Source organism: Paenibacillus sp. tmac-D7, assembly GCF_006519665.1.
Lineage (GTDB): Bacteria > Bacillota > Bacilli > Paenibacillales > NBRC-103111 > Paenibacillus_G > Paenibacillus_G validus.
Map to the genome: position 1 here is coordinate 46,540 of NZ_VIDW01000032.1, position 14,221 is coordinate 60,760.

General features: G+C 48.6%; 22 protein-coding genes. 19 read left to right on the forward strand and 3 right to left on the reverse strand.

Features of this window, described 5'->3' with window-relative positions; all coding sequences use genetic code 11:
• Nucleotides 1-103 precede the first annotated feature (103 nt).
• The 16 genes from FKP33_RS19470 (at nt 104) to FKP33_RS19545 (ending at nt 10,585) form a co-directional block, all read left to right on the forward strand.
• Nucleotides 104-754 carry an adenylate kinase gene (locus FKP33_RS19470; RefSeq protein WP_127608823.1) on the forward strand — a complete coding sequence of 217 codons (651 nt, stop codon included), beginning with the start codon at nt 104-106 and terminating at the stop codon, nt 752-754.
• Nucleotides 754-1,506 (forward strand): type I methionyl aminopeptidase, encoded by a 753-nt coding sequence (gene map / locus FKP33_RS19475; RefSeq protein WP_141336121.1) that lies wholly within the window; start codon nt 754-756, stop codon nt 1,504-1,506. Before FKP33_RS19470 ends, map begins: the two co-directional genes overlap by 1 nt.
• Nucleotides 1,507-1,512: 6 nt before the next feature.
• The gene (locus tag FKP33_RS19480) at nt 1,513-1,821 is read left to right on the forward strand and encodes a KOW domain-containing RNA-binding protein (RefSeq protein ID WP_054797098.1); all 309 of its coding nucleotides are present in this window, start codon (nt 1,513-1,515) and stop codon (nt 1,819-1,821) included.
• A gap of 2 nt (nt 1,822-1,823) precedes the next feature.
• A complete protein-coding gene (gene infA, locus FKP33_RS19485; protein WP_009676800.1) occupies nt 1,824-2,042 on the forward strand; it encodes a translation initiation factor IF-1 in 219 nt (72 codons plus the stop codon).
• Nucleotides 2,043-2,201: 159 nt separating this feature from the next.
• The gene (rpmJ, locus tag FKP33_RS19490; RefSeq protein ID WP_003333770.1) at nt 2,202-2,315 is read left to right on the forward strand and encodes a 50S ribosomal protein L36; all 114 of its coding nucleotides are present in this window, start codon (nt 2,202-2,204) and stop codon (nt 2,313-2,315) included.
• Between the two features lie 15 nt (nt 2,316-2,330).
• Complete coding sequence (gene rpsM, locus FKP33_RS19495; RefSeq protein WP_127608825.1) at nt 2,331-2,699, forward strand: 30S ribosomal protein S13; 369 nt, start codon at nt 2,331-2,333, stop codon at nt 2,697-2,699.
• 21 nt (nt 2,700-2,720) lie between these two features.
• Nucleotides 2,721-3,116 carry a 30S ribosomal protein S11 gene (rpsK, locus tag FKP33_RS19500; protein WP_013921137.1) on the forward strand — a complete coding sequence of 132 codons (396 nt, stop codon included), beginning with the start codon at nt 2,721-2,723 and terminating at the stop codon, nt 3,114-3,116.
• Between the two features lie 127 nt (nt 3,117-3,243).
• Nucleotides 3,244-4,188, forward strand: a complete 945-nt coding sequence (locus FKP33_RS19505; protein WP_054797101.1) for a DNA-directed RNA polymerase subunit alpha — start codon at nt 3,244-3,246, stop codon at nt 4,186-4,188.
• Nucleotides 4,189-4,206: 18 nt separating this feature from the next.
• Entirely contained in the window at nt 4,207-4,575 is a 369-nt protein-coding gene (gene rplQ, locus FKP33_RS19510) for a 50S ribosomal protein L17 (RefSeq protein WP_054797102.1), read from the forward strand.
• Between the two features lie 107 nt (nt 4,576-4,682).
• Nucleotides 4,683-5,459, forward strand: a complete 777-nt coding sequence (gene truA, locus FKP33_RS19515; protein ID WP_127608826.1) for a tRNA pseudouridine(38-40) synthase TruA — start codon at nt 4,683-4,685, stop codon at nt 5,457-5,459.
• A 132-nt stretch (nt 5,460-5,591) separates the two neighbouring features.
• Entirely contained in the window at nt 5,592-6,029 is a 438-nt protein-coding gene (gene rplM / locus FKP33_RS19520; RefSeq protein ID WP_054799668.1) for a 50S ribosomal protein L13, read from the forward strand.
• Nucleotides 6,030-6,047: 18 nt separating this feature from the next.
• A complete protein-coding gene (gene rpsI, locus FKP33_RS19525; protein WP_054797104.1) occupies nt 6,048-6,440 on the forward strand; it encodes a 30S ribosomal protein S9 in 393 nt (130 codons plus the stop codon).
• A 212-nt stretch (nt 6,441-6,652) separates the two neighbouring features.
• Nucleotides 6,653-7,345 (forward strand): phosphoadenylyl-sulfate reductase, encoded by a 693-nt coding sequence (locus FKP33_RS19530; RefSeq protein WP_054799667.1) that lies wholly within the window; start codon nt 6,653-6,655, stop codon nt 7,343-7,345.
• A gap of 44 nt (nt 7,346-7,389) precedes the next feature.
• The gene (gene sat / locus FKP33_RS19535) at nt 7,390-8,565 is read left to right on the forward strand and encodes a sulfate adenylyltransferase (RefSeq protein WP_054799666.1); all 1,176 of its coding nucleotides are present in this window, start codon (nt 7,390-7,392) and stop codon (nt 8,563-8,565) included.
• A gap of 73 nt (nt 8,566-8,638) precedes the next feature.
• Nucleotides 8,639-9,400: an N-acetylmuramoyl-L-alanine amidase CwlD gene (gene cwlD / locus FKP33_RS19540; RefSeq protein WP_127608827.1), complete on the forward strand. Its 762-nt coding sequence runs from the start codon at nt 8,639-8,641 to the stop codon at nt 9,398-9,400.
• A 66-nt stretch (nt 9,401-9,466) separates the two neighbouring features.
• On the forward strand, nt 9,467-10,585 hold the full coding sequence (locus FKP33_RS19545; RefSeq protein WP_141336122.1) for an Mrp/NBP35 family ATP-binding protein: 1,119 nt from the start codon (nt 9,467-9,469) through the stop codon (nt 10,583-10,585).
• Between the two features lie 23 nt (nt 10,586-10,608).
• On the opposite strand, the gene gerD is transcribed toward FKP33_RS19545, so the two are convergent.
• The gene (gene gerD / locus FKP33_RS19550) at nt 10,609-11,325 is read right to left on the reverse strand and encodes a spore germination lipoprotein GerD (protein WP_141336123.1); all 717 of its coding nucleotides are present in this window, start codon (nt 11,323-11,325) and stop codon (nt 10,609-10,611) included.
• Between the two features lie 138 nt (nt 11,326-11,463).
• Here gerD and FKP33_RS19555 point away from each other — a divergent pair, with 138 nt between their 5' ends.
• Complete coding sequence (locus FKP33_RS19555) at nt 11,464-12,063, forward strand: KinB-signaling pathway activation protein (protein ID WP_127608830.1); 600 nt, start codon at nt 11,464-11,466, stop codon at nt 12,061-12,063.
• Nucleotides 12,064-12,082: 19 nt separating this feature from the next.
• Here FKP33_RS19555 and pdaB read toward each other — a convergent pair whose 3' ends face one another.
• Complete coding sequence (pdaB, locus tag FKP33_RS19560; RefSeq protein WP_054799664.1) at nt 12,083-12,868, reverse strand: polysaccharide deacetylase family sporulation protein PdaB; 786 nt, start codon at nt 12,866-12,868, stop codon at nt 12,083-12,085.
• 119 nt (nt 12,869-12,987) lie between these two features.
• On the opposite strand from pdaB, the gene FKP33_RS19565 reads away from it, so the two are divergent.
• Both FKP33_RS19565 and FKP33_RS19570 read left to right on the forward strand, forming a co-directional pair.
• Nucleotides 12,988-13,599, forward strand: a complete 612-nt coding sequence (locus tag FKP33_RS19565) for a stage II sporulation protein M (RefSeq protein ID WP_054797106.1) — start codon at nt 12,988-12,990, stop codon at nt 13,597-13,599.
• 184 nt (nt 13,600-13,783) lie between these two features.
• Entirely contained in the window at nt 13,784-14,002 is a 219-nt protein-coding gene (locus FKP33_RS19570; RefSeq protein ID WP_054797107.1) for a hypothetical protein, read from the forward strand.
• Nucleotides 14,003-14,015: 13 nt separating this feature from the next.
• Here the strand turns inward: FKP33_RS19570 and FKP33_RS27495 are convergent.
• Nucleotides 14,016-14,221: hypothetical protein (locus FKP33_RS27495; RefSeq protein ID WP_219996677.1), on the reverse strand; the 206-nt coding region annotated here is incomplete at its 5' end.

Genomic DNA, 14,221 nt, shown 5'->3' on the forward strand with positions numbered 1-14,221 from the left:
CGCATGGGTTGAAGGAAATTCACGGTAACGCGAATTTGATGAGAGCTATCGGCACCTATTGTGCTGTTAGCATCGAACGATGCAAGTGGGGGAGGAAGTCACGGTGAATATCATCTTTATGGGGCCTCCTGGTGCAGGTAAAGGAACGCAAGCGGAACGAATCGTTGATGAGTTCCAGATTCCGCATATCTCCACCGGTGATGCATTCCGGCTTGCCATGAAGCAAGAAACGCCGCTTGGCGTCGAAGCTAAGAAGTATGTCGATCAAGGGTTGCTTGTACCGGATGAGATCACGATCGGTATTGTCCGTGATCGAGTGTCTCAGCCAGATTGCGATAAAGGATTTTTACTCGACGGATTTCCGAGAACGATCTCTCAAGCCGAAGCGCTTGACGGGATTGCCGCGGAACTTGGCAAAAGCATCGATCATGTGATTAACCTCGCGGTCGATCGCGATTTGCTGCTCGCCCGTTTGACGGGTCGTCGTATTTGTAAATCTTGCGGTGCAACGTATCATGTCTTGTTTAACCCACCTGCGCGTGACAATGTTTGCGACAAATGTTCGGGTGAATTGTATCAGCGTTCGGATGATACCGAAGAAAAAGTAGGGACTCGTTTGGACGAGTATATCAATAAAACCGCTCCTCTTCTGGAGTATTATCGTAACAAGGGAATATTGCGTGAGGTTAACGGTGAGCAAGAAATTAACACGGTCACTGCACAAATCAGTTCACTATTGCGAGGGCAAGCGTAATGATCATTTGTAAATCAGCAGCTGAACTGGAGTTCATGCGCGAGGCGGGCCGTATTGTGGCCGAGACGCATCGTTTGCTGCAAAAAGCCATTCAGCCCGATATTACAACGAAAGAGCTCGATCAGATCGCAGAAAACTTTATTCGCAGTCAGGGTGCAATTCCATCTTTTAAAGGCTACAATGGTTTTCCCGGAAGCATCTGCGCTTCGGTGAATGATGAATTGGTTCACGGTATTCCCGGTCAGCGCAAGCTGAAAGACGGTGACATCATCAGTATCGACATCGGTGCTCAATATAAAGGATATCATGGCGATTCCGCCTGGACATATGGCGTCGGCACGATCTCCGAAACGGCGAGCAAATTGCTCGACGTCACGGAACGCTCGTTGTTCGCAGGGCTGGCAGTAGCCGGACCCGACGTCAGGCTGTATACGATATCCAATGCCATTCAAAGATGCGCAGAGAATGAAGGATTTTCGATTGTTCGAGAGTATGTAGGTCACGGCATCGGAACGGAGCTCCATGAGGAGCCGCAAATACCGAACTATGGCATCGCCGGTCATGGACCGCGCTTGAAGCCGGGGATGGTGCTTGCGATCGAACCGATGGTTAATGTGGGTGAACGTTACGTCCGAACGCTTGAAGACAATTGGACGGTGGTCACGGTGGATGGCACACTGTGCGCACATTTCGAACACACCATCGCTATAACGCAAGACGGTTACGAGATTTTAACGTTGCCTGGTGCTTAGAAGCGGATGGAACCAACGAATGAACCTCATATCGGACAAATCGTAAGGGTGAATCGGGGACGGGATTCCGGGAAGTACGCCGTCATAATCGGCGTCGTAGACCAACGATACGTGTGGATTGCAGACGGCGGCAAACGGAAATTCGATGAACCTAAGAAGAAAAATCTCATTCATCTCGAGCTTCTTCCGGCAATTAGCTCCGAAGTGGCCGACAGTCTCCGCGAGACGGGCCGAGTTACCAACGGAAAGCTTCGATTTGCTTTGACTCAGGCAGTGAACCATTTATCGCACGATGCGCAAGAGAAAGGAGAATGACTGTGGCCAAAGAAGATGTAATTGAAGTTGAAGGTACAGTGATTGAACCTCTTCCGAATGCAATGTTCAAGGTAGAACTGGAGAACGGTCATAAGATACTTGCTCATGTATCCGGAAAAATCAGAATGCACTTTATCCGCATTTTGCCGGGTGACAAAGTGACGGTTGAACTTTCGCCGTATGATTTGACCAGAGGCCGTATAACCTATCGTTTTAAATAGATGAACTTGTAGCAAGAGAAGTTAAACCATATGCTTACGAAGCAGCTTTCCTCGCGGAAAGCTGAGCAAAATCCTTACGAAGTCAGTTTTCCTGCGGAAAACTAAGACCATGCTTATGAAGCAGCTTTCCTTACGGAAAGCTTTGAGGAGGTAACCACCATGAAGGTTAGACCGTCGGTCAAACCGATTTGCGAAAAATGCAAAGTCATTCGCCGCAAAGGCAACGTTATGGTAATTTGCGAAAATCCGAAACATAAACAAAAACAAGGCTAAGGAGGTGCTCGTTTAATGGCACGTATTGCTGGTGTAGACTTACCCCGTGACAAACGCGTGATCATCGCTTTGACTTACATCTTCGGGATCGGCAACACAACGGCTGCGAAGATCGTCGCTCAAACCGGTATCAATCCGGACACTCGCGTTCGCGATCTGACAGAAGACGAAGTGAGCAAAATCCGCGAGGTTATCGACAAAACGCTGAAAGTGGAAGGCGACCTGCGTCGTGAAATCTCGTTGAACATCAAACGTCTGATTGAGATCGGATGTTATCGTGGCGTTCGCCACCGCCGCGGCTTGCCGGTTCGCGGTCAACGTACTAAAACAAATGCTCGTACGCGTAAAGGTCCTCGTCGTACGGTAGCGAATAAGAAAAAATAGTAAAGGGGGGTAACGCTTAAAATGGCTAAACCTAAAAAAGTAGTTCGTACGAAACGTCGCGATCGGAAAAATATCGACAGTGGAGTAGCTCATATCCGCTCTACATTCAACAACACGATTGTTACCATCACTGACCCGCACGGAAATGCGATTTCTTGGGCAAGCGCCGGTAACCTCGGTTTTAAAGGTTCCCGTAAAAGCACTCCGTTCGCCGCACAAATGGCAGCTGAGTCTGCAGCGAAAGCGGCAATGGAGCATGGGATGAAGGCCGTAGAGGTCATGGTTAAAGGACCAGGTGCAGGCCGTGAAGCAGCGATTCGTTCGCTTCAAGCTGCAGGTCTTGAAGTAAACCTGATTAAAGACGTGACTCCGATCCCTCACAACGGTTGCCGTCCTCCGAAACGTCGTCGTGTCTAATCCAGGATCGCTAAGCCCGGGTGGTATAAATATCCAAATGGTGTCTATACTATTTGGATAGGTATACTGCACGTTTTATGCGTCTTAAGTTATCCAGAAGGAAACGACGTTTGAAGGAGGGTTTACAATGATCGAAATCGAAAAGCCGAAAATAGAAACCGTATCATTAAGTGATGACGGCACATATGGCAAATTTGTCGTGGAGCCTTTGGAAAGAGGCTATGGAACTACGCTCGGCAACTCATTACGCAGAATATTGCTGTCTTCCCTTCCGGGTGCGGCGGTTAATTCCGTTCAAATCGACGGCGTCCTGCACGAGTTCTCCACGGTTCCGGGTGTCATGGAAGATGTTACGGAAATCATCCTGAACCTTAAAGGCTTGTCGCTTAAGATCCATTCCGATGAGGAAAAGGTTCTTGAGATCGACGCCGAAGGTGAAGGGGCTGTTGTGGCTGGCGATATTCGCGGCGATAGCGATGTGGAGATCTTAAACCCGGATCTGCACATTGCTACGCTGTCCTCCGATGCACGGCTTCACATGCGAATTCATGCGAACCGCGGCCGCGGATACGTATCGGCAGACAAGAACAAGAGAGAGGATCAGCCGATCGGCGTGATTCCGATCGATTCGATCTATACTCCGATTACTCGTGTCAATTACAGCGTAGAAAATACGCGCGTCGGCCAAGTTACCAACTATGACAAACTCACACTTGAAGTATGGTCTGACGGCAGTATTCGACCGGAAGAAGCGGTAAGCTTGGGCGCCAAAATCTTGACGGAGCATCTGATGCTCTTCGTCGGTCTGACCGATGAAGCGAAAGACGCCGAGATTATGGTTGAGAAAGAAGAGGACAAGAAGGAGAAAGTACTCGAGATGACGATCGAGGAACTCGACCTGTCTGTTCGTTCTTATAACTGCCTGAAGCGTGCCGGCATCAATACGGTACAAGAATTGATTACGAAAACGGAAGAAGATATGATGAAGGTCCGCAATTTGGGACGCAAATCTCTCGAAGAAGTTCAAGAAAAGCTCGAAGAGCTCGGACTTGGACTAAGAATGGAAGATTAACAGAAGGAGGTTGCACAGATGGCTGCATACAAAAAGTTAAATCGTGACTCCAGCTCGCGTAAAGCATTGTTTCGTGACCTGGTAACCGACTTATTTATACATGAGCGCATTCAAACGACAGAAGCGAAAGCAAAAGAGTTGCGTTCGATCGCAGAAAAATTGATCACGTTGGCTAAACGGGGAGATCTTCACGCTCGTCGTCAAGTCGCTACTTTCGTTCGTCGTGAACAAGCGAACGAAAATCAAGACGCGATTCAAAAACTTTTCTCCGATTTGGCTCCTCGCTACGCTGAGCGTCAAGGCGGATACACACGTATCCTGAAGCTTGGACCGCGTCGCGGTGATGCTGCGCCTATGGTTTACTTGGAACTGGTTGACCGGGCATAAGAGAAAAAGGTTGTGAAAGGGTGGACGGGATCTTTTGATTCTGATGAAACCCTTTTTTTGTACGTATGTGCGCCTTGATTCCAGTCCCAGTTCACGGAGGGCTCGTCGTGAGAAATATTTGCATGACGGTAAGCTACGATGGAACGTCTTACAACGGCTTTCAATCGCAGCCAGGACTAAACACGGTACAAGACCGACTTGAGCGTGCCATTGCTTTACTGGCGGGCGAAGAGGTCAAAATAACGGCATCCGGACGTACGGATGCCGGGGTGCACGCACGAGGACAGGTGTTTAACTTTCTAACATCTTCCCAAATTCCGCTGAACCGTTGGTGCATGGCCATTAATGCCAGACTTCCGGATGATATACGGGTTTGGGATGCGAGGCAGGTAGCGGACGATTTTCACTCCCGGAGATGGGCCAAGCGGAAAACGTATCGTTATTCGATACGCGTCGGTAAGTATATGGACCCGCTAAGACGTCATATGGAGTTTTATCACCCTACAGCGCTTCGCATAGACGCGATGAGAGAAGCGCTGACCTACGTAGAGGGCGAGCATGATTTCACTTCTTTCTGCTCCATCAGAACGGTGGCTCCGAGCCGTATTCGAACGATATACGAAGCGCGGCTGGAGACAGAAGAGGCGGACAAGCACCTGCAATCCAGCGTGTTCCATATTTATTTGACCGGGAACGGTTTTTTATACAATATGGTTCGGATCATTGTCGGGACGTTGATGCAGATCGGTGAAGGCAAGCGGGAAGCTTCGCACATGAAAGCGATTCTCGAAGCCAGAAATCGCGGTTTGGCCGGTCCGACGGCAATGGCGCACGGTCTTATGCTGTGGGAAGTTTTTTATGAGGATTCGCCGATAATTACTTGATTCCTTGGATGGGATATAGTATATTATTAGATGGTGTTTCTTTGACTGGCTACCCCACGGCCCCGGGTCTTGAAACCGATGAATAAGTATATGAATGAATGTGATGAAGATAGATCTAGGAGGAACATTTACATGCGTACCACATATATGGCGAAGCCAAATGAAGTAGAACGCAAATGGTACATCATCGATGCGACCGGCAAAACGCTTGGCCGTCTTGCCAGCGAAGCGGCTGCCATTTTGCGCGGCAAACATAAACCTGAATTTACTCCGCATGTGGACACTGGCGATTTCGTTATTGTCATCAACGCTGAGAAAATTCACCTGACAGGCAAAAAGCTCCAAAACAAAAAATACTATCGTCACTCCCTGTATCCGGGCGGTTTGAAAGTAGCTACCGCACAAGAGCTTCTGAATACGAAGCCTGAGCGCGTATTGGAGTCGGCGATCCACGGCATGCTTCCGAAAAACCGTTTGGGCAGCCGTCTGAAAACAAAGCTTAACGTATATGCCGGTTCGGAACATCCGCATCAAGCACAACAACCTGAAGTTTGGGAACTTCGCGGTTAATAAAGGGAGGACTGTCTTGTGGCACAAGTACAATATTATGGCACCGGCCGTCGTAAGCACTCGGTAGCACGCGTACGTTTAGTACCGGGCGAAGGCCGTATCGTAATCAATAAACGCGAGCTGGACGAATACTTCGGCTTGGAAACATTGAAACTGATCGTAAAACAACCGTTGAACTTGACAGAGACGTTGTCGAAATACGACGTTTTGGTTCTTGCTCATGGCGGCGGGATCTCCGGACAAGCCGGCGCGATCCGTCACGGAATTTCCCGTGCGCTTTTGAAAGCAGATCCGGAATACCGCGGTCTTCTGAAAAGAGCCGGATTCCTGACTCGCGACCCTCGTATGAAAGAGCGTAAAAAGTACGGCTTGAAAGCCGCTCGTCGCGCTCCTCAGTTCTCGAAACGTTAATTTGCAACAGCAAAGCCTTTCCGATTATCTTCATCGGAAAGGCTTTTTTCAATCCCATCTTGCACCGTTTAGGCAAATCCCTAATATGATGCAAAATGGCGAAGTACAAAAATTTTAAATTGACAAAAAGTCCGTATCAATTATAATTATTAATAAATCACTAAAATCTTATTATTATACTCGGGATTATCTCGCGGGAGGTTCATCAGACTATGAATTTGTTTGAAAAAGAAGCATTGATTACTAAAGCTGCCGAAGAATTTGAGAACAAGACTCCACAGGAACTTTTAGCCTGGGCGGTAGAAAGATTCCCGAATATCACCTTAGCCTGTAGTTTCGGAGCTGAAGACGTCGTCCTCGTCGACATGCTCCAAAAAGTTAGTCCGAAGACGGACATTTTCTACCTGGACACGAATGTGCACTTCAAAGAGACCTATGAAACGCGTGACCGTTTGCAGCAGCATTACGGCCTTGAATTCGTACAAGTACTGCCGAAACTGACGCTTGAGGAGCAAGCTGCCGCGCATGGAGATCAACTTTGGAAAAACGACCCGACTCAATGCTGCAACATTCGTAAAGTAGAACCGTTGACGGACATCTTGAAAAACTACGACGCCTGGATCACCGGCATTCGCCGAGATCAAGCGCCAACACGCGCGAATGCGAAGAAAGTCGAATATGATGTGAAGTTCGGACTGGTGAAGTTTAACCCGCTGGCCGATTGGACCTCTGAAGACGTATGGAACTATATTCGCTCCAACAACATCATATACAACCAACTGCACGACCAAAACTACCCTAGCATCGGTTGCGAGCATTGCACCAAACCGGTAGCGCCAGGCGAGGATCCGCGAGCAGGCCGTTGGGCGGGCTTCGAGAAGACCGAGTGCGGTCTGCACAAATAACGTATACTTAGAATAACGATCATTCGGCAGGAGGAAGCGGAGTCATGGGAACAACGATACAACCGCATGGCGGCACGTTGATTAATCGTGTTGTAGACGGCGGCGAAAGAGAACAGCTTTTAAACCGGGCGGCAGGACTGCATCAGCTGCGCATTAACACTTGGGCTATTTCCGATCTGGACTTGATCGGTGTCGGTGCTTTTTCGCCCTTAACCGGATTTATGGTTGAGCAGGATTATCATTCGGTCGTAGAGCGCATGCGACTGGCCGACGGGACGGTTTGGAGCATCCCCATCACGCTGGGCATAGATGAGAAGGAAGCTGCATCGCTGCAAATCGGCCAAGAGGTTGCCCTTGTAGGCGAATCTGACGGTATTACGTACGGACTCATTAAGGTAGAGAGCATCTACCAAGTCGATCAGAACCACGAAGCGGTCAAAGTCTTCAAGACCGACGACCCGGCTCATCCGGGCGTGCAGAAGCTTTTCACCAAGCCGTCCACTTATATCGGGGGTCCGGTTCAAGTATTGAATCGTCCGAAGCCGGAAAAGTTCGAAGATTTTTACTTCGATCCATCGGAAACTCGCCGTATTTTCGCAGAGAAAGGCTGGAAGACGGTTGTCGGTTTCCAAACGCGTAATCCGGTTCACCGGGCGCATGAATACATTCAGAAAAGCGCCATGGAGATCGTCGATGCGCTGTTCCTGAATCCGCTAGTCGGGGAAACGAAGTCCGATGATATTTCCGCTGAGATTCGGATGAAAAGTTACTTGGTTCTCTTGGAAAACTATTATCCGCAAGACCGCGTGTTTTTGGGTGTGTTCCCTGCCGCTATGCGCTATGCGGGACCGCGTGAAGCGATCTTCCATGCTATGGTTCGCAAAAACTACGGGTGCTCGCACTTTATCGTCGGCCGGGACCACGCCGGCGTTGGCGATTACTACGGCACCTACGAAGCACAGGAAATTTTCAGCAACTTTACGGCTGAAGAGCTTGGGATTACTCCTTTGTTCTTCGAACATAGCTTCTTCTGCACCAAGTGCGGCAACATGGCCTCCAGCAAAACATGCCCGCATCCGTCATCGGATCATCTGCATCTTTCCGGTACCAAGGTTCGCGCGCTGCTGCGCGACGGTCAATGTCCGCCGCCGCAGTTCACCCGTCCGGAAGTGGCGGAAGTGCTGATCGAAGGCATGAAAGAGCCTGAGTATCAGGTATAAGCATAAGGTATAATTGTCCACCTCGTCCCATATAGATGAAAGAGAGTCTATGGGAAGGCGAGGTGGATTTTTCATGTTCCGAAGAAGAAAGAGGGTCGTTGTCTGGCTAACCATGCACAGCGGGCTGAAAATCGTCATGTCCGCGCTGCTAGTGGCGTTAATGCTATTTATGTTTACATATGAACTGCCCGCAAGCAAAACGTGGACCTACTGGACGACGCCCCTTTCCGGCAAAATCATCGCCTTGGACCCGGGACATGGGGGGCCGGACGGAGGCGCTAGCAGTAAGGAAGGCTTGGTGGAGAAGGAAGTGAATCTGGCGATAACGCTTAACTTGCGCGATTATTTGCAACAAGCGGGGGCGTTAGTGGTCATGACGCGAGAGGACGATCGCGACTTGGCCGATCCTTCAACCAAAGGGTACAGCAAAAGAAAAACCGAAGACCTGCTGAACCGTGCACAATTTATTTCACAGCAAAAGGCTGATATGTTCATCAGTATACATATGAACGCCATCCCTTCGACGAAATGGACTGGGGCGCAAACGTTCTTTTATCGAGGTAATCATGCGGATAACCATACCCTTGCCACATTGATTCAGGAAGAGATTAAGAAAAATTTGAAAAATACCGATCGGATCGCCAAACAAGCGGACAAGGAAATTTATTTGCTGAAAGCAATGAAAATCCCGAGCGCGCTAGTAGAAGTCGGATTCCTTTCCAACCCGGCCGAAGCCAAACAGCTTGGAGATCCGACGTATCAGAAGAAGGTAGCCGCATCGATATACCAAGGCATCATTCGTTACTATTCCGGTGAAAAAGTGGGAAGCCCATAAAAATGTGGTATAATAGCCTCAGTGTATCGATCCATTAAATTTGAATAGAACGGCTGAGGTGACACTGTGCTGACCAGAGAACAATTACTTGCATCGGCAAGCGAACTGCGAGATCCTGTTTTCGGACTCGGGCTTGTCGAATTGAACTTTATTCGCGATATGATGGTGAAGGAAAACCAAGTATCGGCTACCGTGCTTCTGTCGGTAGAGGACGATGCTTATAAGAATCGCCTGCAAGAACAAATCACCCAGGCGTTCAAAGGCAGTGGAGCGGACCATGTGCATTTACGCTTCCGTCAGATCTCGGACTTTGAACGCAGCGAGGCGGAACGTAAGCGTCCCGCGAACGATCACACCCAGCAGTCACAGCCTGCAGCGGCGCCTAACACCCCGTCACCCGGCGTCAATGTGCTGGATCCGCATTCAGGTGTAACATTCATCGCAATTGCCAGCGGAAAGGGCGGTGTCGGAAAATCAACCGTAACCGTTAATTTAGCGGTAGCGTTGGCTCGCCTCGGGAAGAAGGTCGGTCTAGTTGATGCCGATATATACGGCTTTAGCGTACCGGATATGATGGGCATCGAGGATCGTCCGCAATTGGTCGATAATCGAATCATTCCCGTCGAACGCTTTGGCGTTAAGGTCATTTCCATGGGATTTTTCGTTGAGGAGAACACGCCGGTCATTTGGCGCGGACCGATGCTCGGCAAGATGCTGAGGAACTTCTTCAATGAAGTCGAGTGGGGCGAACTGGATTACTTGCTGCTTGATTTGCCGCCGGGTACCGGAGATGTAGCGCTCGACGTTCACCAGATGATTCCGCAGAGCAAGGAGATCATCGTGACGACGCCTCATGCGACGGCTGCTTTCGTAGCGGCCAGAGCGGGCGCTATGGCCCTGCATACGAATCATCAAATTCTCGGTATCGTCGAGAACATGTCCTACTACTCCTGTAGTGCTTGTGGACAAAAGGATTACGTATTCGGTCGCGGCGGCGGCGCAAAATTGGCGGAAGAGCTTCATGCCCCGCTGTTGGCGCAAATCCCGCTCGGCGTACCGGACAACCATGTAGCCGAACCGGATTACTCGCCGTCCGTATATAAAGCGAATAGTGAAACCGGACGTATCTATTTGGAAGTTGCCGGCCGTGTTATCGATGGAATTAATAAAGAAGGATCGGCGTAACCGCCGATCCTTTTTCGCGTAAGTTATTGCTGCTGCTTTTTTTTCTGTCCTCCGGAATCGTTAGAGTCATCTTCACCGTCTTTTTGGTCATCGGAGCCGCCTTGCTCTTCTCTGCCATCCCCACCTCCGCTGTTACCGCCGTTCTGGCCCGCTTGTTGTGCCTCCTGCTTCGGCATCGATTCCTCTTGAAGCACCTTCTTCATCAAGTCCATCAGCTCAAGCCGAAACAGCGGGCTTTGCAGCGATTCCTGGATGACTGTCTTTACTTGCGTCCGGTAGGGAGTCGTTTTCATCGTATCCAAAAGCATCGTTTCGAAATCCGGGCTTTTCATGGCATCAAGCATCTGCTTCTGATATTCGGGGTCCTTCATCAGATCTTTTTGAAGTTTCTTCGTATCTTTTTCGATCGCTTTGGCGAATTGGCCGGCGAATTTCGGATCGCTGATCATGTTTTGCAGAAACTGGTTGCTTTGCGTATCGACAAGCACATCTTTAACGGCCAACTGCAGCTGCTGGGTATCACCGGCCGATAACAGCTGCAGTCTGGTGTTCTCATGAATAGTCGCTTCTTGAATGGCTTTTCGACCATCTTCGGTTTTTAAAATATCGAGAACCATCGATTTGGTGTCTTTGTAGGCATTTCCGTTGGCGCCTGAAGCTTGAGTATCCGATCCACAGGCTGTCAAGAGGCCGGCGATCAGGACAGCGGGTATTAAGTAACGGCTCCGTCGCGTTCTCATCCGGTCAAGCTCCCTTCAATTGGTTTAAGCGTAGTATTCGTCACAAGGTATTCATTTAACACAAATGTCGTTAGCATTTTATTGTGAACGTTGGTAGAATTAACTGTTGATACGACTAGTGATGGAGGTTAAACGAAAGTGACGATAAGAAAATGGTTTTACTTGTTCTGGACAACTCTGGTTGTCGGAGTTGTGGTTGGAACACTTACCGGTCTTACGATGCAGTTGACCGATCAGGAAGCGGTGTTAAGCGGCAAATCGATCAGTCACACGCTCATTGTTTCCTTATTGGTCAGCGCGACCTTTAGCGTTCTCAGTCAAATGGGCTTTTTCGCTTACTTAATCGTCCGGTATATTTTTATGGGCATGATGCCCAAGAAGTGGATATGGGATTACCTGCAAATCATCCTGATTGTCATCGTACTGATCGACCTTGTTTATTTGCGATATACGAGTGCGGAAGGTGAAGTATCATTCGTACCGTACCTCTGGCTTCCCCTATTTATTACAGTTGTTTCGTTCGTTGTCGCTTGGTTCAAGGTCAGGTGGACGAATCCGTCGGCATGGATTCCGACCTTGTTTTTTATGATCGTCGTCACGGCGCTGGAAGCTCTGCCTGCGATTCGCGAGGATGATGCGGCCTCAACCATTTTTATGATTATCCCGCTGCTGGCTTGTAATGCATGGCAAATCTTAATCCTGCAAAAAGTATTGCAAACAAGCAAAGAGCCGCAGTAGCGGCTCGTCAATTTGTCCATTAATCGATGCGTTTCATCGTTTGATCTTCGACCGGAGGCTTGTTGTCGACTTGCGTTTGCTTCATTAATTGACTGACGGTGACGAATTCGTAACCTTTTTCGCGAAGCTTGTCGATAATAACAGGCAGCGCTTCATGCGTTTCTTTACATGAATCGCTCGCATGCATAAGTACAATATCGCCGGGATGTGCTTTCGTAACCACACGGTTGACAATGTTTTCAACACCGGGATTTTTCCAATCGAGCGAATCGGTATCCCACTGAATAACCGTGTAATTCAACTCGTTTGCAATACGCAGCACGCGCTTGTCGAAGTCGCCGTTCGGCAACCGGATTAAATTCGGATTTTTCTCGGTTACTTCGCTGAGAATAGTATGAGCCGTTTTGATTTGGGTGCGGATCTCTTCATCGCTAAGGCTGCTGTAATTCACATGCTTATGACCGTGGCTGCCGATTTCCCATCCGGCCTTAACGATACGCTTTACGATGTCCGGATGGCTTTCGCTCCAGGGAGAGGATAAGAAGAAGGAGGCATTCTTCACCCCTTTATCCTCCAACACCTTCAGAATCGGTTCGGTCCGTTTATCACCCCAGCTGATATCAAAGGTCAATGCGATGAGCTTCTTTTCTGTAGGCACGTTGTATACCGCGGCAGGCTCGTTTTGCGAGAAGACCGAGACATTCCCGCGCTCAGAGTAAATAATGCCGGCCGCAAATAGGACCGCGACGCAAATGATGAGGGCTTGCTTCAACTTTTTACCGTTCATAACATAAAAGAAGTTCACCGGATTGGCCTCCTCTGCCCGTTGCCTATCCATTCATGTTCGAAAGAAAGGCTTGTTTACGTTCTTAGTCTAAATGTATGCTCGTACCACTAACTTATGCCCGATAGGGAGGATTCCGAATGAACTTTAAACAAGCTTTGGTGCAATTGGGTAATCTGAAACACTACTTGATTGCCTCAGCGCTAGTGTTTTTCGCATCGATGTTGATGGGGGCGTACGACCCGGGACGCTTTCAATTTATGATCGATTTCGGCATCGAAGCGATTAAGAAAATTGCTCAGGACGCGGTCGAACAACCGAATGCACAGTTGTCGTTATTTTGGACAATCTTCTTAAATAATGCCAGAGCGGCTCTGCTGGTCATCGTTACCGGCGCATTTTTCGGAATCTATCCGTTGTTTTTGCTTGTCATGAACGGCATTTTGTTAGGCTATGTATCCGCTAATGTAGCCCAGCAGGACTCGCTCTTTAGCGCCGTAAAAGGTATTTTGCCTCACGGGATTTTGGAGCTGCCTGCGATTATCGTAGCCTGTGCGTTAGGGCTCCGTTTCGGCATTTTGGCGGCCAAATGGCTCATTTCATTCGCAAGTCCGACTCGGAATAAGCTCGTATCGGATCAATTTAAAATCTATTTCCGAACAGTCGTTCCCTTGAGCATACTCATTGTAGTTACTCTTTTGATTGCAGCCCTCATTGAAAGCACAATTACGTTCTCGCTTGTTCAAGGTTAAAAAATATCGATTCCTACACTCATAAAAATGCCCAAAACTGTGCATAACAGTAAAGCGAGTGAGGCGTTTTGAGGTAATGGTATGCTGCAATAGGCGCCGAGACTCACTTGGTCTTAGCTCTATTGCGGTATACCTTTTTTGCGTCTCACGATTTCCGATTCGGGAAAGGAGTCCAACTTCAATCATGCTAGGATTTTTATTTAACGAACGCGAATGCAGAGAATTGGATTACGTCTTGCGCAAGGAACTCGACGAAATGTTGTTCGATTTGAATGATAAGCGAATCGATGCTGATATTAAGATTGCCATCGAGTCCAGATACAAAATTATTTTCAGAATGTATGCACGACTGGCTTCTCCGAAGGAAATCTCCAGGTATGCGCGTAATCGGATGTACCATTAAACAAACATTAGATTTAGGCTTGACATGATCCAGATGGATATGATATTTTATTACTCGTTGTCGAATCGGAAGCAAGCATGATGAAATCCGGTTGAAACTGGAAAATAAATAATGCTTGCAATCGACTAGGCACATGTGGTATATTATAAAAGTCGCCGCTAAACGAAGCGACAATAAATGACAAAGAAGAAATGGCGTAACGACGCGGCTTTGTCAGTC

Coding starts and splice junctions, on each gene's coding strand:
- FKP33_RS19480 (WP_054797098.1), top strand. CDS start 1,513: ATGGAACCAACGAATGAACCTCATATCGGACAAATCGTAAGGGTGAAT.
- gerD (WP_141336123.1), bottom strand. CDS start 11,325: ATGAGAACGCGACGGAGCCGTTACTTAATACCCGCTGTCCTGATCGCC.
- rpmJ (WP_003333770.1), top strand. CDS start 2,202: ATGAAGGTTAGACCGTCGGTCAAACCGATTTGCGAAAAATGCAAAGTC.
- FKP33_RS19530 (WP_054799667.1), top strand. CDS start 6,653: ATGAATTTGTTTGAAAAAGAAGCATTGATTACTAAAGCTGCCGAAGAA.
- sat (WP_054799666.1), top strand. CDS start 7,390: ATGGGAACAACGATACAACCGCATGGCGGCACGTTGATTAATCGTGTT.
- FKP33_RS19505 (WP_054797101.1), top strand. CDS start 3,244: ATGATCGAAATCGAAAAGCCGAAAATAGAAACCGTATCATTAAGTGAT.
- rpsK (WP_013921137.1), top strand. CDS start 2,721: ATGGCTAAACCTAAAAAAGTAGTTCGTACGAAACGTCGCGATCGGAAA.
- rplQ (WP_054797102.1), top strand. CDS start 4,207: ATGGCTGCATACAAAAAGTTAAATCGTGACTCCAGCTCGCGTAAAGCA.
- rplM (WP_054799668.1), top strand. CDS start 5,592: ATGCGTACCACATATATGGCGAAGCCAAATGAAGTAGAACGCAAATGG.
- FKP33_RS19565 (WP_054797106.1), top strand. CDS start 12,988: ATGAACTTTAAACAAGCTTTGGTGCAATTGGGTAATCTGAAACACTAC.
- cwlD (WP_127608827.1), top strand. CDS start 8,639: ATGTTCCGAAGAAGAAAGAGGGTCGTTGTCTGGCTAACCATGCACAGC.
- map (WP_141336121.1), top strand. CDS start 754: ATGATCATTTGTAAATCAGCAGCTGAACTGGAGTTCATGCGCGAGGCG.
- rpsM (WP_127608825.1), top strand. CDS start 2,331: ATGGCACGTATTGCTGGTGTAGACTTACCCCGTGACAAACGCGTGATC.
- FKP33_RS19570 (WP_054797107.1), top strand. CDS start 13,784: ATGCTAGGATTTTTATTTAACGAACGCGAATGCAGAGAATTGGATTAC.